This window comes from Mycolicibacterium rhodesiae (assembly GCF_002086695.1).
In the GTDB taxonomy this organism is placed as follows: Bacteria; Actinomycetota; Actinomycetes; order Mycobacteriales; family Mycobacteriaceae; genus Mycobacterium; species Mycobacterium rhodesiae.
On the sequence record NZ_MVIH01000007.1, the window covers coordinates 126,882 to 145,794 of the forward strand.

The following is an 18,913-nucleotide window of genomic DNA, read 5'->3' on the forward strand; positions in this document are numbered from 1 at the left end:
ACTCATCCGATGCCGAGCACCGCGGTCGACACCGGGAGCAGGCGCGGCTTCTTCATCACGTTCACGGCGCTGCTGATGCTGTGGGCCGCGGTCCTTTTGACGTTGGCGATCACGGTGGTCCCCGACGGCTATTGGTATTCCTACTTCGCCATCGACTACTCGGTGGGTTTCATCCGGCGCGGACTTGCCGGCGAGCTGCTGGGTCTGTTCGGCGCCGCGCACTACTTCGGTGGTCTGGCTGTGCTGCGCTGGATTCCGACGGTCGCCTTCGTTCTCGGCCTTGCCGTGGTGGCCTGGGCTGTCGCCGTCAGGTCCGGTCGATCGCAGCGACGGCGGTTGATCGCCCTGCTGATCCCCGTGCTGCCGTTCGGGTTCGCGTTCGCGCTGTTCTCGGCGCGCACTGATCTGCTGGGTGGCGCCGCGATGGCCTTCTTCGCCGTCGTGCTGACCAGGGTCGCCACCGCCCGTGCGACCGTAATCGCCAGTGCTGTCTATGGTTTGACGCTTGCCGTGTTGACGCTGATCCACGAGGCGACGCCGTTCCTGTTCGGGCTCGGCGTGCTGTCGGCGCTGACGGTGCTGGCGCGGCATCTGGACGCCAAGGCGTTCTGGGCCAGTGTGGTGGCGGCGCTCGGACCGTCTGTACTGGTGGCGCTGGCGCTGGCCGCATTCGGCAAGCAGAAGGTATCCCCGCAGCTGTGTCAGCTGGTGCAGCACGGACCGATGAACCACCCGCTGGCAGGCAAACCGACCATCGGCCAGCTGCTGAGCGGATTCCACTACTACGTCGACTACCACGACTGGTTCTGCCGGGCCTTCCTGCCACTGTTCGACATGACCTTCAGCGAAGGCCTGCGGTTCGTCGGCAGCATCGGCGTCGTCGCGCTGGCGGGTTCGACCGTCTACGGAGTGGCCACGCTGATCATCGGCATGCTGGCGATCAGTCATGTTGCGGGCGTTCCGGTCCGGCGGTACACCGCAATCCTGCGGGGCCGGCCGCTGGCCATGCTGGTCGGGATCGTGATGATCCTGCCGGTGTTCGCGACCGGGGTCGATTGGGTCCGGTGGTGGGTGATCATCGCCTTCGACCTCGGGGTCGTCTTTTTGCTGTACACCCGCGACCAGCCCGAAATCGATGAGCCACCGACCCGCCGCACGCTGATCGTGTTCGCTGTCGGCGTGATCCTGCTGGCGGTGATCCCGATCGGGATCATCCCCGGCTTCGGTGCGCCGGTTCCGATGTGAACCAGAGAAACTCAGATCGAGGAGCGCATGACCGACAAGTCCCCCCGTAACCGGCGGATCATGATCGCGGTGGTGGCGGCGCTGGCCGCGGCGGCGATCGTGGTGCCCGTCCTCGGGGTGTTGCTCACCCCCGGCGTCCTGACCAAGCGGCAGGACGCCGCCTCGATGACGACCACGACCACCACTGCTCCTCCGCTGACCATCAAGCCGCTGTCACTGCGGCCGGTAACCGGGGGGCCGTTCGTGATCCGGCCCGGGGACTGCGACCCGCCGCCTCCGACGCCGCCCGAGGCGCCGCTGCGCATCTGCGACATCGTCAAGTCCGCGGTGTACGAGCTTGGGCCGCAGGCGTTGACGGTTCAGCTCACCGACGTCGACTCCTTCCTGAACCCGCTGACCGCCAAGCAGATGGTGCAGGTCACGATGACTCCGGAGTCGGCGCGGGCGTTCGCCGATTTCACCGCATCCCACATCGATCAGCAGGTCGCGTTCGTGCGGTCCAACCTGGTGGTGTGGGCGCCGAAGATCACCGAGCGGATCGACGGCGAGGTGCTGCAGCTCTCCGGTGACGTGACCGAGGAACAGGCTCGCGAGATCGCCCGAATGCTCAAAGACGAGGCCTAGAGGCGGGCGTACTCCACGAGCATCGCCGCGCCCACGACGGCGACGAGCACCAGCATGACCGCGGTGGCCCCGGGGACGAGGTAGCGCGAAAGCGGCGTCTGCGCGGCCAGCAGCGCCGCGCGGACCCGTTGGTAGCGGCGCCGGACCAGAATCAGGCTGGCCAGTGCGGCTGCCGTGACGAGCACGATGCCCGGCCACAGCGGAAACCGTTCGACCACGCTCCACCGCACGAGCAGGGCCCCGATCGCCAGCACCCCGATGGTCGTGCGCTGCCACGCCAGCGCCGTGCGCTCGGCCGCCGCCGTGACGTCCGGGTTCTCGGTCACCGGCCGAACTCGGCAAGGTAGACCAGCACCGCCGCGGCCACGATGATGATCGCCGCGCCGGAGACGATGATCCGGGGCAGCGGATCGGTCGGTAGCGGCCGCTTCTCCCGCATCGCCCGCTCGGCGCGATCCCACCGGACGTACGCGCCCGCGGTGACCACCAGCGACAGCACCAGGAGCAGCACCGTGATCACGATCCGGAACGGACGCGGCCCGAAATCGTGGACCAGGCTGGCCAGTGCCACCGCCCCGGCCAGCAGCGCCAAACCGGTCCGCAACCAGGCCAGGAAGGTCCGCTCGTTGGCCAGGGTGAACCGGTAGTCGGGGTCACTGCCCACACTGCGCAGCGGGGGCTTGGGCGCGAACATAGGCTTCTGCCTATCAGGACTGGCGGGCCGGCGCGAAGAGAATCGACACGAGCCGCCAGACACGGACGCGACACGCCGAAGGCTGTCGGTCGGCGGCCCTAGACTGACGGGCCTATGGGTACTGGAACTTCTGCCGGCTCTTTTGTGCACCTGCACAACCACACCGAGTACTCGATGCTCGACGGTGCAGCGAAGATCACGCCCATGCTCGCCGAGGCGCAGCGCCTCGAGATGCCCGCCATCGGCATGACCGACCACGGAAACATGTTCGGGGCCAGCGAGTTCTACAACGCCGCCACCAAGGTCGGCATCAAACCGATCATCGGCGTCGAGGCCTACATCGCGCCCGGATCCCGCTTTGACACCCGGCGCATCCTGTGGGGTGATCCCGGCCAGAAGAGTGACGACGTGTCGGGCAGCGGCTCCTACACGCACATGACGATGGTCGCCGAGAATGCCACCGGCCTGCGCAACCTGTTCAAGCTGTCGACGCTCGCCTCGTTCGAGGGCCAGCTCGGCAAGTGGTCCCGGATGGATGCCGAGATCATCGCCGAGCACGCCGCCGGCATCATCGCCACCACGGGCTGCCCGTCGGGTGAGGTCCAGACCCGGCTGCGGCTGGGCCACGAGAAGGAGGCGCTGGAGGCGGCCGCCAAGTGGCGGGAGATCTTCGGGCCGGATAATTACTTCCTCGAGCTGATGGACCACGGGCTCTCGATCGAGCGCCGGGTCCGCGAAGGTCTGCTGGACGTCGGCCGCAAGCTCGGTATCCCGGCCCTGGCGACCAACGACTGCCACTATGTGACCCGCGACGCGTCGCACAACCACGAAGCGCTGCTGTGCATCCAGACCGGCAAGACGCTGTCGGACCCCAACCGGTTCAAGTTCGACGGCGACGGCTACTTCCTGAAGTCGGCGGCGGAGATGCGCGCGCTGTGGGACGCGGAGGTCCCCGAGGCCTGCGATTCGACGCTGCTGATCGCCGAGCGGGTGCAGTCCTACGCCGACGTGTGGGCCCCCACCGACCGGATGCCGATCTTCCCGGTGCCGGACGGCCACGACCAGGGCAGCTGGCTGCGCCACGAGGTCGCGGCCGGTCTTCGTCGGCGTTTCCCGGACGCGGTGCCGCCGGAGTACACCGAGCGGGCCAGCTACGAGATCGACGTCATCTGCGGCAAGGGTTTTCCGTCGTACTTCCTGATCGTGGCCGACCTGATCAACTACGCGAAGTCGATCGACATCCGGGTCGGCCCAGGCCGTGGTTCGGCCGCCGGGTCGCTGGTGGCCTACGCGCTGGGCATCACCAATATCGACCCGATCCCGCACGGGCTGCTGTTCGAGCGGTTCCTCAACCCGGAACGCCCGTCCGCACCCGATATCGATATCGACTTCGACGATCGTCGCCGCGGTGAGATGGTGCGCTACGCCGCCGAGAAGTGGGGAAGTGACCGGGTCGCCCAGGTCATCACCTTCGGCACCATCAAAACCAAGGCGGCGCTGAAGGATTCGGCCCGTGTCCACTACGGCCAGCCGGGCTTCGCGATAGCCGACCGGATCACCAAGGCACTGCCGCCGCCGATCATGGCCAAGGACATCTCGGTGGCGGGGATCACCGACCCGAACCACGAGCGGTACAAGGAGGCCGCCGAGGTTCGCGCCTTGATCGACACCGATCCCGACGTGCGCACCATCTACGAGACCGCGCGTGGCCTGGAGGGACTGGTCCGCAACGCCGGTGTGCACGCGTGCGCGGTGATCATGAGCTCCCAGCCGCTGATCGAGGCGATCCCGCTGTGGAAGCGGCCGCAGGACGGCGCGATCATCACCGGCTGGGATTACCCGTCGTGTGAGGCCATCGGCCTGCTGAAGATGGACTTCCTCGGCCTGCGGAACCTCACGATCATCGGCGACTGCATCGAGAACATCAAAGCCAACCGCGGCATCGACGTGGATTTGGATTCGCTTCCGCTGGACGATCCCAAGGCCTACGAACTGTTGGGGCGCGGAGACACCCTCGGGGTGTTCCAACTCGACGGCGGGCCGATGCGGGACCTGTTGCGGCGCATGCAGCCCACGGAGTTCAACGACATCGTCGCCGTGCTGGCGCTGTACCGGCCCGGTCCGATGGGCATGAACGCCCACAACGACTACGCCGATCGCAAGAACAACCGACAGGCGATCAAGCCGATCCATCCTGAGCTCGAGGAACCGCTCAAGGAGATTCTGTCCGAGACATACGGTCTGATCGTCTACCAAGAGCAGATCATGTTCATCGCCCAGAAGGTCGCCTCCTACTCGATGGGCAAGGCCGATGCGCTGCGAAAAGCCATGGGCAAGAAGAAGCTCGAGGTGCTCGAGGCGGAGTACCAGGGCTTCAAGGAGGGGATGACCGCCAACGGGTTCTCCGAGAAGGCGGTGAAAGCGCTGTGGGACACCATTCTTCCGTTCGCCGGGTACGCGTTCAATAAATCGCACGCCGCCGGCTATGGATTGGTGTCCTACTGGACCGCCTACCTCAAAGCCAATTTCCCGGCCGAGTACATGGCCGGGCTGCTCACCTCGGTCGGTGACGACAAGGACAAGGCTGCGGTCTACCTCGCCGACTGCCGCCGGCTGGGTATCACGGTCCTGCCGCCCGATGTCAACGAGTCGGTGCAGAACTTCGCCTCGGTGGACGACGACATCCGGTTCGGGCTCGGCGCGATCCGCAACGTCGGCGCCAACGTGGTCAGTTCGTTGATCGCCACCAGGACCGACAAGGGCAAGTTCACCGACTTCTCCGACTACCTGAACAAGATCGACATCGCGGCCTGCAACAAGAAGGTCACCGAATCCCTGATCAAAGCAGGGGCTTTCGATTCGCTGAAGCATCCGCGCAAGGGCCTGTTCCTGGTGCACACCGATGCCGTCGATTCGGTGCTTGGCACCAAGAAAGCGGAAGCGATCGGACAGTTCGATCTGTTCGGCGGGGGAGACGGCGACGGCGCCGACAGCGGCGACTCGGCGTTCACCATCCGCGTGCCCGACGAGGAATGGGACGACAAGCACAAACTGGCCCTCGAGCGGGAGATGCTGGGACTGTACGTATCCGGGCATCCGCTCAACGGCGTTGCCCACCTGCTGAACGCCCAGGTGGATACTCAGATCCCGGCGATCCTCGGCGGGGACGTCGCCAATGACACCCAGGTTCGGGTCGGCGGTATTCTGGCCGGTGTCAACCGGCGGGTCAACAAGAACGGAATGCCCTGGGCCTCAGCGCAGTTGGAGGATCTCACCGGCGGCATCGAGGTGATGTTCTTCCCGCAGACGTATTCGTTGTTCGGCGCCGAGATCGCCGACGACGCGGTGGTGCTCGTGGGCGGCAAGGTTCGCATCCAGGACGACCGGATCTCGTTGATCGCCAATGAGCTTGTGGTGCCGGACTTTTCAGGTGCACAGGCGAACCGGCCCCTTGCGGTGAGTCTGCCCACCCGGCAGTGCACGATGGACAAGGTGAGCGCACTCAAGCAGGTGCTGGCTCGCCATCCGGGTACAGCTCAGGTGCATCTACGGTTGATCAGTGGTGACCGGATCACCACTTTGGAACTCGATCAGTCGCTGCGGGTGACGCCGTCCTCTGCGCTGATGGGCGATCTCAAGGCGTTACTGGGGCCGGGCTGCCTCGGAGGCTAGACCCGGTCAGCTCAGGGCGACCAGATCGTGCACAGAGTCGAGTGGCAGCGTGCCGTCGACGACCGCGGTGACCTCCATGTTGTTCAGGGTGATCGCGCCGTTGTGGTTGTCCAGGAACGCCGTGTCCGCGGCGTCGCGGCCGGTGGAGATCCGCACCATGGTTTGGCGGGGCGCCAGGCATGTCGCGTCGACGACCTGCCAGGCGCCGTCGACGAACGCCTCGGCGACGGCGTGAAAGTCCATCGGGTCGCAGCCCGGCGCATAGACCGCGACCAGTCGCGCCGGCACGTTCACCGCGCGCAGCACCGCAATCACCAGATGCGCGTAGTCGCGGCAGACACCGGCACCCGCGAGGAGGGTGTCCGCTGCGCCGTCGATCGGATCACTCGAGCCCGGTACGTAACTCAGCCGCGCGCCCACCCATGACGACACCTTCTCCAGCAGCGCGGCGGAGTTCGCGTATTGCCCGAATTCCGTGGCGGCGTAGCCGTAGAACTTGTCGGCCTCGGCGTAGCGGCTGGGCCGCAGATAGGTCGAGAGGTCGATGTCGTGTACGGGCGGCGGTTCGGCGCGGCCCTCGACGGTGGCCCGATACGAGGCGGTGACCGTCCCCTCGCCGGCATCGAAGCGATGAATGCGGGTGCCGTGATCGCCGATGATCTCGTCAGGGCTGACCAGTTTTCCGTTGAGCCGGTATTCCAGCGTCTCGGTGAGCTGTATTCCGGGAAGCGGGACAACTGCGATCTGGAATTCCAAAGTTGTTGGCGCAGTTACGGTTACGTCGAGCTCGGCACCCACGTCGCGTTTGAGCACTTCCGCGCACCACCTTCGCTTGCAACCGTGTGCCGCTGACTTTCCCACCCTAACGGCCCGCAGTGGTTGCCGCTCAGCGAAACTGCTCGGTCAACTCCACCCGCACGATAGCGCTGCCCGGCCAGACGGTTCGGGTGCGGACCCGCTGCCACTTCTCCCGCCACGGCAGGCCGGCGTCGACGTTGGTGATGCCAGGCAGCGGCAACAGTGGCACGAGGTTGTACTGCCAGCCGTACCGTGCGTGCAGCTGCTGGTTGGCCCGTTCGGCCTCAGCGCCCGACAGCAACTCCGCGTGCCCGTCGAATGCAACAGCGGAGGCGGGCACGCGGCCTTTGTAGTCGCACACCCGCAGCTGCACCCGCGGGTCGTTGACGATCCGCGCGGTCTTCGGCCCGAGCTTGGTGCGGAACACCAGGGTCTGGCCGTCGAGGTGGAACCAGATGGGGGTGTCGACGGGTCTGCCGTCCCGGCGGAAGGTCCGCAGCTGGGCGTAGCGGCTGGTGCGCAAAGTGTCCATGGTGGCCATTGAAGGACTTAGAGTTGGCTCCAAGTCAAGCAAGCAGTCCGGGAAGGTGCCCATGACCACTGCGCTCACCATCGGCGACGTCGCACGCCGCACCGACGTGGCGGCGACCACGTTGCGCTACTACGAGAAGATCGGGCTGCTACCCATGCCGTCGCGGGCCGGCGGTCAGCGTCGCTACGACGGCGCAGTGCTGACCAGGCTCGAGGTCATCGGGTTGTGTAAGGCCGCCGGCTTCAGCCTCGACGAGATCGCCGTGTTGTTGCGCGACGATGCCCCGGGGCGGCCGGCCAGTCGCGCGCTGGCCGAGGCGAAGCTGGCCGATATCGATGCGCAACTGGCGACGCTGGCCCGGGCTCGCGGCATCATCGAGTGGGCGATGGCCTGCACGTGTCCGTCGATCGACACCTGCACGTGTGGCATTCACTGCACCGAGGAGAAACCATGACCGATGCCACCCCGAACGAGTCCCGGCACATCAGCGCCTGGATCAACAGGTCGGCGCTCGACGTGTACCGCTACGCATCCGATCCGGCTCACCTACCGCAGTGGGCGGCCGGCCTGGCCACCAGTGAGCTGACGCGGGTCGGCGACACCTGGGTCGCACAGTCACCGATGGGGGAGATCACGATCGAGTTCACCCCGGCCAACGATCTCGGCGTGCTCGACCACGTGGTGAATCTGCCGTCGGGTGAGCCGGTGTTCAATCCGTTGCGGGTGGTGCCTGCCGGCGACCAGTGGTGCGAGGTGGTGTTCACGTTGCGGCGCAGGCCCGAGATGTCGGACGAGGAGTACGCGGCCGATGCGGCTGCGGTGGCCGCCGATCTGGCGACGCTGAAACGCGTTCTGGAGCGTTAGCGCCTGCGGCGCAGCCCGAACGCGAGCCACACCGCGGTCGAGGTGCCGGCGGCCAGCAGCACGGCGGGCGCGGCATCCATCGTGACCACGCCGACGACGGCGAAGACGATCAGGCCGAGCACCAGCGCGACAAGCTTGTAGCGCGGCCACGGAACACCCGCGATCTGCACCTGGTCCATGCTCGTCATGGTTCGACTATACCGCGTTTTCGGTCACCCGAAACCTAGGATTCGGACACCGAAGTTCTTGGGCGCGACGGCAGCACTGCCAGCACGAACACCGCTCCGGCCAGGCAGACCCCGGCGGCGGTCAGACACCCGGCCTGCAGCCCGGCGAGGAACGCGTTGTCGACGGCGCCCCGCACCGCGCCGCCGAACGGAGGCGGCACCTGGCCCGCCACCGCCAACCCTTGGGCCAGCCCCTCGCGCGCGGTCGACTGCGCGGCCGGGGGCAACGCGCTCACGGTCGGGTTCTCGGCCAGATGCCGGATGTAGAGGGTGGAGAAGATGCTGCCGATGACCGCGACCCCGAGGGTGCCGCCGACCTGCCGGGTCGCGTCGTTGACCGCCGACCCGGCACCGGCTTGTTCGGGACGCACGACGCCCATGATCGAGTCGGTGGCCGGTGCGGTCGTCAACCCCAGGCCGCCGCCGAGGAGCACCATCTGCATGGCCATCGTCGGGTAGGTGATCGCCAGCTCGCTGGCCGCGATCCAGCCGAACGATGCGGCCAACAGCAGAAGGCCAACGAAGACAACGACTTTCGTGCCGATGCGGGTCACCGCCAACCGTGTGCCCAGGATCGAGCCGACGGCGATGGACAGCGCCACCGGCAGAATACGCACGCCGGTCTCCAGCGCACTGTTGCCCTGCACCAGCTGCATGAACTGGGTGATCAGGAAGATGAACCCGAACAGGGCGAAGAAGGCGACGGTCACCGCACCGCTGGCGGCGCTGAATCGCAGGTTGGTGAACAGGCTGACGTCGATCAGCGGGTCGGATTGGCGGCGTTCCCACCAGGCGAAGCTCACCGCGGCGATCAGCGCGACGGCGAATCCTGCCAGCGTGGGCACGCTGGTCCAGCCACGGTCGGGTGCCTCGATGATGGTGTAGACCAGCGCGCCGAGCATCACGACCGACAGCGCAAGCCCACCGCGATCCAGCCGATGCTGCCGGCCGGGCGTCGAGGCCGGGATGACGAGCGGGGAGGCCAGCGCGGCGGCCATCGCTATCGGCGCCAGCGCGAGAAACAGGCTGCCCCACCAGAACACCTCGAGCAGGGCGCCGCCCAGGATGGGTCCGATAGCCACGCCCAGCCCGGTGACCGCACCCCAGACTCCGATGGCCGCCGCCCGCTGCCGCGGATCGCGGAAGGTGTCGGTGATGATGGCCAGTGTTGTCGGGTAGATCAGTGCCGAGGCCACGCCCATCACCAGTCGCATGCCGATCAGCGGTCCGGTCGAGGTGCACAGGGCGGCGCCGACGCTGCTTGCCGCGAACAGGATCAGGCCCGCGATCAGGGTGCCCCGCCTGCCGAACCGGTCACCGATGGTGCCGCCGGCCAAGACCAGCGCCGCGAACGCCAGGTTGTAGGCGTCGACGATCCACTGCAGCGCGCGCGTGGAGGCGCCGAGGGTCGAATTCAGGGTCGGCAGAGCAACATTGACGATGGTTGTCTCGACATTGATCGCGAGAGCGGCGACCAGCACGACCGCGAGGATCGCCACCGGCCGGGTTCGTCGCGCGGCGCCGAGTGGAGTGGGGAAGGCCGATGTGTCGACGGACATGGGCAACGCCCCTTTATGTTGACGGCGATAACATATCGGAGCATGCCAGTCGAAGTTGACACTGTCAACATTGGCCCGAGCAGGCCTACCGCAGGCTGTCGCCGAACGCGTCGAGCAGGCGTTGGGTGATCAGCTGCTGGCGGTCGGTTCCCGCCATGCCGAGCGGGCCGTCCAGGAACAACGTCGCAGCGCCGTGCACCGCCGCCCACGCTGCTTCGTCGAAGCCGTCCCGTCGGGTCGCGGCGAGCATGCCCGCGGCCACCAGGTCGTCGATGCAGCCGCGGAGGATCTGAAAGGGATGGCGCTCGGGCGGGACCGTCTCTTCGCTGGGTTCGGTGCCGTCCGGGGCGAACGCGGTGCGGAAGAGCCCGGGCTCGGCCACGGCGAAGTCGATGTAGGCCTGACCGGTGGCGCGGAAGCGGGCGAGCGCCCGGTCGGTCGGTCGCCCCTCGTCGGGGACGTGCTCGATCGCCTCGGCCATCGCCGTCCCGATCTGGGCCATGACGTTGGCTTTCACCGCCGCCAGCAGCGCCCGCCGGTCCGCGTAGTGCCGGTAGGCGGCCGAGTTGCTCACCCCGGCCAGCCGCTGGACGTCGCGCAGCACCACCGCGTCCGGCCCACCCGCCCTGGCCAGCGCGACGCCGTGGTCGAGCAGGGCCTGCCGCAGGTTTCCGTGGTGGTAGGAGGCGGTCGCCATGGCGACAAGTCTTACATCGCCGGGTGAGTTCTCACACCAGCGTCACCGCCGAAGTGAGCGCGGTTTATCGTCGCGATAACGCGCCCCGGCGCCTCCCGTAATGTCCGCCGGGCACTGTTGCGCCGTGGCTGCCGGGACAGAGTGCGCCGACCACATCCGTACCGCCTGCTCGTATTGCGGCGTCGGGTGTGGCATCGAGGTGCGCACCGCACCCGGCCCTGGAGGTCCGGTCATCGCCAGTGTTGTCGGTGACCGGCTTCACCCCACCAACTCGGGTCGCCTGTGCACGAAGGGTGCCACCCACGCCGAATTGATGGGCAGTGCCGACGGTCGCGCGATGAGTGCCCTGATCCGGCCCGCCCGGGGCGAGCGATTCGACGCTGCCTCCGTCGACGATGCCGCTGCGATCGTCGGCAGCCGCCTCGCGGACATACTGGCGCGGCACGGCCCGGACTCGATCGCCCTCTACGTCTCCGGGCAGATGTCGCTCGAGGCGCAGTACCTCGCCACCAAACTGGCCAAGGGTTTCATCCGCACGGTCAACATCGAGTCCAACTCCCGGTTGTGCATGGCCAGTGCGGCCACCGGGTACAAGCAATCACTCGGAGCCGACGGGCTGCCCGGCTCCTACGCCGACATCGATTGTGCCGATCTGTTTTTCGTCATCGGCGCCAATATGGCCGACTGCCATCCCATTCTGTTCCTGCGAATGGCCGATCGCCTGCGGACCGGGGCCAAGCTGATCGTCGTCGACCCGCGGCGCACCGCGACCGCGGAAAAGGCCGATCTCTTCCTGCAGATCCGGCCCGGCACCGACCTGTCGCTGCTCAACGGACTGCTACACCTACTGGTGGAATCCGGCGACATCGACCGCGAATTCATCGCCGCACACACCGAGGGCTGGGCGGGCATGCCCGAATTCCTCGCCGGCTACCCACCGGCCCGGGTCGCCGAGATCACCGGCCTGTCCGAGTCCCACATCCGCCGTGCGGCAACGATGATCGCTCAAGCCGGCGAGTGGATGTCACTGTGGACGATGGGGCTCAACCAGAGCACCCACGGAACTGCGAACACCAACGCGATCTGCAACCTGCACCTGGCCACCGGCGCGATCTGCAGGCCCGGCAGCGGTCCGCTGTCACTGACCGGTCAGCCCAACGCCATGGGCGGCCGCGAAATGGGTTACATGGGGCCGGGATTGCCCGGTCAACGCTCGGTGGACGCCCCCGGGGACCGCTCGTTCGTCGAGGCGATGTGGGGCCTTGAACCCGCGACGATCCGCACGGACGTGAACCGCGGCACCATCGACATGTTCGAGCGGATGGCTGCCGGCGACATCAAGGCCTGCTGGATCATCTGCACCAACCCGGTGGCCAGCGTCCCCAACCGTGCCGGGGTGATCGCCGGGCTGCGGGCCGCCGAACTCGTCGTCACCCAGGATGCCTACGCCGACACCGCGACCAACCGCTACGCCGACGTGGTTCTGCCCGCAACGCTGTGGGCCGAGTCCGACGCGGTGATGGTCAATTCCGAACGCAACCTCACCCTTGTCCGGCAATGCGTCTCGCCGGTGGGCGAGGCCAGGCCCGACTGGCAGCTGATCTGCCAGGTCGCCGCTGCGATGGGATTCGGTGCGCACTTCGCCTACCAGTCCAGTGAACAGGTCTTCGACGAGATCCGCGGCTTCGCCAATCCCAAGACCGGCTACGACATCCGGGGGATCAGCTATCAACGGCTGCGGGATACGCCGGTGCAATGGCCGTGTCCGCCCGGCGACACCGACGACCGGCACCCGATCCGCTACCTCGCCGACGGAGTGCTGAAGTTCGCCACCCCGTCCGGCCGCGCGGTCTTCCACGCCCGGCCGCACCTGGAACCGCACGAATGCCCCGACGACGCATTCCCGTTGCTGCTCAACACCGGTCGGCTGCCGCACCAGTGGCACACCATGACCAAGACCGGTCGGGTGGACAAGCTCAGCCGACTCGACAACGGCCCCTTCGTCGAGATCCATACCGCCGACGCCGCCGCTCTCGACATCCGCGACGGTCAACCAGTGGAGGTGGCGTCGCGACGCGGCCGTGCGGTGCTGCCCGCCGTCGTCACCGACCGGGTGCTGCCGGGTAACTGCTTCGCGCCGTTCCACTGGAACGACGAACACGGCGACGATGTCACGGTCAACGCGGTGACCAACGACGCGGTCGATCCGCACTCGCTGCAGCCGGAACTGAAAGTGTGCGCGGTGCGGCTGCAGCCAGTCGGTGCGCCCCCGGTGCAGCCGCGGCCGGTGCGAACCCAACTGGCGGGCGCCGGCCCGGTGGTGCTGTGGGCATCGCAGACCGGAAACACCGAAGACCTCGCCGCCCGGCTGGTGGATGAGTTTGCGGCACAGGACATCGAGGCCGAACTGGTGGCGATGGCCGACGTCGACGCCGCCCGGCTGGCCGGTGTCGGAAACGTGTTCGTCGTGACGAGCACCTTCGGTGACGGCGGCCCACCCGATAACGGCGCCGACTTCTGGCACCGGCTCAGCGCACCGGATGCCCCCGTCCTGGACGGGCTGGAATTCGCCGTCCTGGGCATCGGCGACCGTTCTTACGGCCAGTTCTGCGGGCACGCTCGCGCGCTGGACGCCCGGCTGGCCGAACTCGGCGGCCACCGGCTCCTGGAGCGCCGCGACACCGAGATCCACGACGATGCCGCCGTCGACGACTGGGTCCGGCGAATCATCGCGTTGGTCAATCCTGCTGCGGTGCTGTCCAACTCGGCGACCACGACACCGAGGCGGTTCACCCGGGCCGATCCGATCCATGCGAAGCTCAGCCGCAACCTGCGGCTCACGCCCCGGTCGGCGGCCAAGGAGGTACGGGAGTTCGGCTTCGACATCTCCGAGCACGACGTCAGCTATTCGGTCGGCGATTCGCTGGGAGTGCTGCCGATCAACGACGACGACGACGTGGCGGAATGGCTGTCCGTCACCGGCTTGTCCGGCGACGACATCGTCGAGGTCGACGGTGTGGAATGCGCACTGCGAGAAGCGCTGACCACCAGCTACGACATCTGCCGGTTGACCCCGAACCTGATCACCTTCCTCGCCGACACCGCGACCGACAAGGCGGTGGTCAAACACCTGCGATCGGCGCTCGGCGACCTGGAGTCATGGCGGTTGGGACGCAATGGAATCGACGCCATTCGCGCGTTCGGCGTGCGGGCGGACGCCCGGCAGTGGCAGGACGCGCTGGTGCGGTTGGCGCCGCGGTTCTACTCGATTTCGTCCAGCCCGCTCATCAGTCCGCACGAGGTGCAACTCACGGTGTCGGTGGTGCGCTACGACGGACCGGGTGGGGCTCGGCGCGGGGGAGTGTGTTCGACCTACCTGGCCGACCGCGCGGCCGACGCGGCCACTCCGATCTTCCTGCAGCACTCGCCGCATTTCCGTCCGCCGCAAGACCCGTGCGCTCCGGTCGTGATGATCGGTGCCGGCACCGGTATCGCGCCGTTTCGCGGGTTCCTGCACGAGCGGCGCGCGCTGGCTCATACCGGCCGCAATTGGTTGTTCTTCGGCGACCAGCACCGCGCCGAGAACTTCTACTTCGCCGACGAACTCACGGCCATGGTCGCAGACGGCTTCCTCAGCCGGCTCGACCTCGCGTTCTCTCGTGACCAGGCCAAGCGAATCTATGTGCAGAACAAGATGATTGACAACGCTGCTCTGCTGTGGGGCTGGCTGCAGGACGGTGCGCACCTGTATGTGTGCGGTGACGCCACCGGCATGGCCGCCGGCGTGGACGCCGCGCTGAGCACGATCATCGCCGGCCAGGGACGCATGGATGCCGAAGCCGCCCACGATTACAGGCGTGAACTCGTCGCCACCAAGCGTTATCTGCGCGACGTGTACTGACCTCACCGCGGCGGGATAGGGAAAGTGAGCGAGTTGTGACACCAGGATCACCGCGCAGGTGCGAAGGCGCAACAAAGAATTCCTACCGTCGACGCATGCAGACTTCACCAGCCCGTAGCGGCTACGACATCGACGACTGGGACGCCGAAGACGTCGACGCCTGGAATGACGGCGGCTCGAAAATCGCACGCCGCAACCTGATTTGGTCGATCTTCGCCGAACACGTCGGATTCTCCGTGTGGTCCATCTGGTCGGTGATGGTGCTGTTCATGCCGCAGAACGTCTACCACATCGATGCCGCAGGCAAGTTTTTCCTGGTGGCCGTACCCACCCTGGTGGGTGCGGTCCTGCGCATCCCGTACACCTTCGCCACCGCACACTTCGGCGGCCGCAACTGGACGATCTTCTCGGCACTGGCACTACTGGTCCCGACCGCGCTGACGCTGTACTTCATGGCGCACCCGGGCACGTCCTACACGACGTTCCTGATCGTGGCCGCATTCGCCGGACTGGGCGGCGGAAACTTCGCCTCGTCGATGACCAACATCAACGCCTTCTACCCGCAGCGATACAAGGGCTGGGCGTTGGGCCTCAACGCCGGTGGCGGCAACATCGGTGTCGCCGTCATCCAACTCGTCGGGCTGCTGGTCATCGCAACGGTCGGAAACCGGTCGCCGCACCTGGTTTGTGCCACCTACCTGGTGCTGATCGCCTTGGCGGCCGTCGGTGCATCTTTCTTCATGAACAACCTGACCAACCAGCGCAGCGACGCGCGTTCGCTCATCGAGGTTCTGGCGCATCGTGATTCGTGGCTGATCTCACTGCTCTACATCGGCACGTTCGGATCGTTCATCGGATTCGGCTTCGCCTTCGGCCAGGTGCTGCAGATCAACTTCCTTGCCGGACTGTCGCACGGCGGCCCGGTAACTCCGGCGATGACCGCGCAGGCGTCCCTGCACGCGGCCCAGATCGCGTTCATCGGACCGGTGCTCGGCTCCCTGTCGCGCCCGCTGGGCGGCTGGCTGTCGGATCGCCTCGGCGGCGGCAGGGTCACGCTCTACACCTTCGTCGCCATGATCGCCGCCGCCGCTTGGCTCGTCGCCGCCGGTCAGATCGACGACGCGACCCCGGGGCCCGCGACGGGTGCCACCATGGGCGCGTTCATCGCCGGATTCATCGCACTGTTCATCCTCTCCGGGATCGGAAACGGGTCGGTCTACAAGATGATCCCGTCGATCTTCGAGGCCAAGTCCCGCGGCCTGGATCAGCTCAGCGCACCGGAACGCAGCGCCTGGTCGCTGCGGATGTCGGGAGCGCTGATCGGGATCGCCGGTGCGATCGGCGGTCTCGGCGGGGTCGGCGTCAACATCGCACTGCGAGCGTCCTACCTGTCGCCGGCGAAATCCGCCACCATGGCCTTCTGGGTGTTCCTCGGCTTCTACGTGCTGTGCGCGGCGATCACCTGGACCGCTTACGTACGCAGGCCGAAGACCGCAGGAGTCATCGGAACCGACACCCTCGCGGTCGGCAGCGCCGCAGCCGCCGCATGACCGCCCAACGCCGGACCGTCGTGGTCATCGGTCACGGTATGGTCGGCCACCGGTTCGTCGAGGCATTGCGGGATCGCGACCGCGACGGAAACTGGCGGGTGGTGGTGCTGTGCGAGGAACCCACCGCCGCCTACGACCGGGTCGGGTTGTCGTCCTATATCGACGGATGGGACCGCGCCGGCCTGGCACTGTCCGGAAACGACTACGCCGGAGACCAATTGGTCGATCTGCGGGTCGGGGAAGCGGCCGCCGCGATCGACCGGGACGCCCGCGAGGTCGTCACCTCAACGGGGGAGCGGATCGGCTACGACGCGGTGGTGTTGGCCACCGGCTCGTACCCGTTCGTGCCGCCCATCCCGGGCAGCGATCTCGACCGGTGCTTCGTCTACCGGACGCTCGAAGACCTCGATGCGATCCGCACGGCCGCAACGGCGACCTGCCCAGGGGCGACCGGGATCGTCGTCGGCGGCGGCCTGCTGGGGCTGGAGGCGGCCAACGCGCTGCGCATGCTGGGGCTGACTCCGCATGTGCTGGAACGGTCCCCGCGGCTGATGCCCATTCAGGTCGACGACGGTGGCGGCGCACTGCTGAACCGGCTGATCACCGAGCTCGGTATCGTCGTGCACACCGACGTGGCGTCCACCGACATCGTCGACAACGGCGACGGCATCACGGTGTGGCTGTCCAACGGTGAACAGCTCGACGCCGCGGTGCTGGTGTTCTCCGCCGGGGTGCGCCCCCGTGACGAGCTGGCCCGCGACTGTGGTCTGCCGATCGCCGAGCGCGGCGGAGTGCTGACCGACATCAGTTGCGCCACCGGCGATCCCCGGGTGTATGCGATCGGTGAGGTGGCCGCGGTCGAAGGCCGCTGTTACGGCCTGGTCGCACCCGGTTACACGATGGCCGAGGTGGTGGCCGACCGCCTGGTCGGCGGTACCGCCGAGTTTCCGGGTGCCGACCTGTCCACCAAGCTCAAGCTGCTCGGTGTCGACGTGGCGAGCTTCGGCGACGCACACGCCAGCACACCCGGCGCGCTGGAAGTGGTGCTCAACGACGCGGTCAACCAGACCTACGCCAAACTCGTGGTCTCCGACGATGTTTCGACCCTGCTGGGTGGAATCCTGGTCGGCGATGCGAGCGCCTACTCCAGTTTGCGGCCGCTGGTCGGCCGCCCGCTGCCCGCCGACCCGGCGACGCTGATCGCGCCGGCCGGCGCAGAGGTCGGGGTGGGTGCGCTGCCCGACGACGCGCAGATCTGCTCGTGCAATGCGGTGTCCAAACGCAGCATCTGCGGCGCGATCGCGGACGGTGCTCACGACGTGCCGGCGCTCAAATGTGCGACCGCGGCCGGAACATCCTGCGGCAGTTGCATTCCGATGCTCAAGCGGCTCCTCGAGTCGCAGGGTGTGGCGATGTCGAAGGCGCTGTGCGAACACTTCCAGCACTCCCGTGCGGAATTGTTCCAGATCGTCGCATCGACCGGTATCCGGACCTTCTCGAAGCTGATCACCGACTACGGGACCGGCACCGGTTGTGACATATGCAAGCCGGTGGTCGCATCGATCCTGGCATCCACGTCGTCGGACCACATTCTCGACGACGAGACCGCCGCACTCCAGGACACCAACGACCACTTCCTGGCCAACATTCAGCGCAACGGCACGTATTCGGTGGTGCCGCGGTTGCCCGGCGGTGAGGTCACACCCGAGCAGCTGATGGTGATCGCCCAGGTGGCACAGGATTTCGGCCTGTATACCAAGATCACCGGCGGCCAGCGGATCGACCTGTTCGGTGCCCGCGTCGAGCAGCTGCCGCAGATCTGGAAGCGGCTGGTCGACGCGGGGATGGAATCCGGGCACGCGTACGGCAAATCGCTGCGGACCGTGAAGAGTTGCGTCGGGTCGTCGTGGTGCCGCTACGGCGTTCAGGACTCGGTGGCGATGGCCGTCGCGCTCGAATTGCGTTACCGGGGTTTGCGTTCGCCGCACAAGATCAAGATGGGAGTCTCGGGCTGCCAGCGCGAATGTGCTGAGGCGCGAGGCAAGGACGTCGGGGTGATCGCCACCGAGAAGGGCTGGAACCTCTACGTCGGCGGCAACGGCGGCGCCAACCCCAAGCATGCGCAGCTCTTGGCCGGAGACCTCGATTCCGATTCCCTGGTCCGCTACATCGACCGATACCTGATGTTCTACATCCGCACCGCAGACCGCTTGCAGCGCACCGCCGTCTGGCAGGAGACGATCGACGGTGGGCTTGATCACATCCGGGACGTGGTGTGCGCGGACTCGTTGGGAATCGCCGCGGATCTCGACGACGCGATGGCTCGACATGTTGATGGCTACGCCGACGAGTGGGCGGGCGTGTTGAACGACCAGGAGAAACTGGCTCGCTTCGTGTCGTTCGTCAATGCCCCCGACGAGTCGGACCCGACGGTCGCGTTCGACGAGACCGGCCCGCGCAAGGTGCCGTTGTTGCTCGGTATGCCCGGCAGCGTCAACGCGGCGGAAAGCCGCGCGTAACAGCGGCGAAACACGACCCCTCTATCAAGGT

The 18,913-nt window shown here is 67.0% G+C and carries 15 protein-coding genes; 8 read left to right on the plus strand and 7 right to left on the minus strand.

The window, feature by feature from the left end; translation table 11 throughout:
- The first annotated feature begins 9 nt into the window (after positions 1-9).
- Positions 10-1,245 (plus strand): Rv1490 family membrane protein, encoded by a 1,236-nt coding sequence (locus BST42_RS16525; RefSeq protein WP_083120397.1) that lies wholly within the window; start codon positions 10-12, stop codon positions 1,243-1,245.
- Between the two features lie 27 nt (positions 1,246-1,272).
- Positions 1,273-1,869 (plus strand): SecDF P1 head subdomain-containing protein, encoded by a 597-nt coding sequence (locus tag BST42_RS16530; protein WP_083120398.1) that lies wholly within the window; start codon positions 1,273-1,275, stop codon positions 1,867-1,869.
- Here the strand turns inward: BST42_RS16530 and BST42_RS16535 are convergent.
- Positions 1,866-2,195, minus strand: a complete 330-nt coding sequence (locus BST42_RS16535; RefSeq protein ID WP_083120399.1) for a DUF202 domain-containing protein — start codon at positions 2,193-2,195, stop codon at positions 1,866-1,868. The two genes, BST42_RS16530 and BST42_RS16535, sit on opposite strands and share 4 nt — an antisense overlap.
- On the minus strand, positions 2,192-2,563 hold the full coding sequence (locus BST42_RS16540; protein WP_083120400.1) for a YidH family protein: 372 nt from the start codon (positions 2,561-2,563) through the stop codon (positions 2,192-2,194). Before BST42_RS16540 ends, BST42_RS16535 begins: the two co-directional genes overlap by 4 nt.
- Positions 2,564-2,677: 114 nt before the next feature.
- Between BST42_RS16540 and dnaE the strand changes: the two genes are divergently transcribed.
- The gene (gene dnaE, locus BST42_RS16545) at positions 2,678-6,235 is read left to right on the plus strand and encodes a DNA polymerase III subunit alpha (protein ID WP_083120401.1); all 3,558 of its coding nucleotides are present in this window, start codon (positions 2,678-2,680) and stop codon (positions 6,233-6,235) included.
- A gap of 6 nt (positions 6,236-6,241) precedes the next feature.
- Here dnaE and BST42_RS16550 read toward each other — a convergent pair whose 3' ends face one another.
- A complete protein-coding gene (locus tag BST42_RS16550; RefSeq protein WP_083120402.1) occupies positions 6,242-7,048 on the minus strand; it encodes a transglutaminase-like domain-containing protein in 807 nt (268 codons plus the stop codon).
- A 73-nt stretch (positions 7,049-7,121) separates the two neighbouring features.
- The gene (locus BST42_RS16555) at positions 7,122-7,565 is read right to left on the minus strand and encodes a PPOX class F420-dependent oxidoreductase (RefSeq protein ID WP_435406042.1); all 444 of its coding nucleotides are present in this window, start codon (positions 7,563-7,565) and stop codon (positions 7,122-7,124) included.
- Between the two features lie 61 nt (positions 7,566-7,626).
- Here BST42_RS16555 and BST42_RS16560 point away from each other — a divergent pair, with 61 nt between their 5' ends.
- On the plus strand, positions 7,627-8,019 hold the full coding sequence (locus tag BST42_RS16560; RefSeq protein WP_083120404.1) for a MerR family transcriptional regulator: 393 nt from the start codon (positions 7,627-7,629) through the stop codon (positions 8,017-8,019).
- Positions 8,016-8,429, plus strand: coding sequence for an SRPBCC family protein (locus BST42_RS16565; RefSeq protein ID WP_083120405.1), 414 nt, complete (start codon positions 8,016-8,018; stop codon positions 8,427-8,429). Before BST42_RS16560 ends, BST42_RS16565 begins: the two co-directional genes overlap by 4 nt.
- Here the strand turns inward: BST42_RS16565 and BST42_RS16570 are convergent.
- The 3 genes from BST42_RS16570 to BST42_RS16580 form a co-directional block, all read right to left on the minus strand.
- Positions 8,426-8,617, minus strand: coding sequence for a hypothetical protein (locus BST42_RS16570; protein WP_083120406.1), 192 nt, complete (start codon positions 8,615-8,617; stop codon positions 8,426-8,428). The genes BST42_RS16565 and BST42_RS16570 overlap by 4 nt on opposite strands.
- Positions 8,618-8,652: 35 nt before the next feature.
- Positions 8,653-10,215, minus strand: coding sequence for an MFS transporter (locus tag BST42_RS16575; RefSeq protein ID WP_083120407.1), 1,563 nt, complete (start codon positions 10,213-10,215; stop codon positions 8,653-8,655).
- 85 nt (positions 10,216-10,300) lie between these two features.
- Entirely contained in the window at positions 10,301-10,912 is a 612-nt protein-coding gene (locus BST42_RS16580) for a TetR/AcrR family transcriptional regulator (RefSeq protein ID WP_083120408.1), read from the minus strand.
- A 100-nt stretch (positions 10,913-11,012) separates the two neighbouring features.
- On the opposite strand from BST42_RS16580, the gene BST42_RS16585 reads away from it, so the two are divergent.
- The 3 genes from BST42_RS16585 to nirB all read left to right on the plus strand — a co-directional run bounded on the left by BST42_RS16585 (position 11,013) and on the right by nirB (position 18,882).
- A complete protein-coding gene (locus BST42_RS16585; RefSeq protein WP_083120409.1) occupies positions 11,013-14,813 on the plus strand; it encodes a bifunctional nitrate reductase/sulfite reductase flavoprotein subunit alpha in 3,801 nt (1,266 codons plus the stop codon).
- 95 nt (positions 14,814-14,908) lie between these two features.
- On the plus strand, positions 14,909-16,363 hold the full coding sequence (locus BST42_RS16590) for an MFS transporter (protein WP_083120410.1): 1,455 nt from the start codon (positions 14,909-14,911) through the stop codon (positions 16,361-16,363).
- Positions 16,360-18,882 carry a nitrite reductase large subunit NirB gene (nirB, locus tag BST42_RS16595; protein WP_083120411.1) on the plus strand — a complete coding sequence of 841 codons (2,523 nt, stop codon included), beginning with the start codon at positions 16,360-16,362 and terminating at the stop codon, positions 18,880-18,882. Before BST42_RS16590 ends, nirB begins: the two co-directional genes overlap by 4 nt.
- The last annotated feature ends 31 nt before the right edge of the window (positions 18,883-18,913 follow it).

Bases quoted from the DNA above. Each gene is read 5' to 3' on its own strand.
- dnaE (WP_083120401.1), top strand. From the start codon at position 2,678: ATGGGTACTGGAACTTCTGCCGGCTCTTTTGTGCACCTGCACAACCAC.
- BST42_RS16540 (WP_083120400.1), bottom strand. From the start codon at position 2,563: ATGTTCGCGCCCAAGCCCCCGCTGCGCAGTGTGGGCAGTGACCCCGAC.
- BST42_RS16585 (WP_083120409.1), top strand. From the start codon at position 11,013: ATGTCCGCCGGGCACTGTTGCGCCGTGGCTGCCGGGACAGAGTGCGCC.
- BST42_RS16580 (WP_083120408.1), bottom strand. From the start codon at position 10,912: ATGGCGACCGCCTCCTACCACCACGGAAACCTGCGGCAGGCCCTGCTC.
- BST42_RS16530 (WP_083120398.1), top strand. From the start codon at position 1,273: ATGACCGACAAGTCCCCCCGTAACCGGCGGATCATGATCGCGGTGGTG.
- BST42_RS16525 (WP_083120397.1), top strand. From the start codon at position 10: ATGCCGAGCACCGCGGTCGACACCGGGAGCAGGCGCGGCTTCTTCATC.
- BST42_RS16555 (WP_435406042.1), bottom strand. From the start codon at position 7,565: ATGGACACTTTGCGCACCAGCCGCTACGCCCAGCTGCGGACCTTCCGC.
- BST42_RS16565 (WP_083120405.1), top strand. From the start codon at position 8,016: ATGACCGATGCCACCCCGAACGAGTCCCGGCACATCAGCGCCTGGATC.
- BST42_RS16570 (WP_083120406.1), bottom strand. From the start codon at position 8,617: ATGACGAGCATGGACCAGGTGCAGATCGCGGGTGTTCCGTGGCCGCGC.
- BST42_RS16575 (WP_083120407.1), bottom strand. From the start codon at position 10,215: ATGTCCGTCGACACATCGGCCTTCCCCACTCCACTCGGCGCCGCGCGA.
- BST42_RS16590 (WP_083120410.1), top strand. From the start codon at position 14,909: ATGCAGACTTCACCAGCCCGTAGCGGCTACGACATCGACGACTGGGAC.
- nirB (WP_083120411.1), top strand. From the start codon at position 16,360: ATGACCGCCCAACGCCGGACCGTCGTGGTCATCGGTCACGGTATGGTC.
- BST42_RS16560 (WP_083120404.1), top strand. From the start codon at position 7,627: ATGACCACTGCGCTCACCATCGGCGACGTCGCACGCCGCACCGACGTG.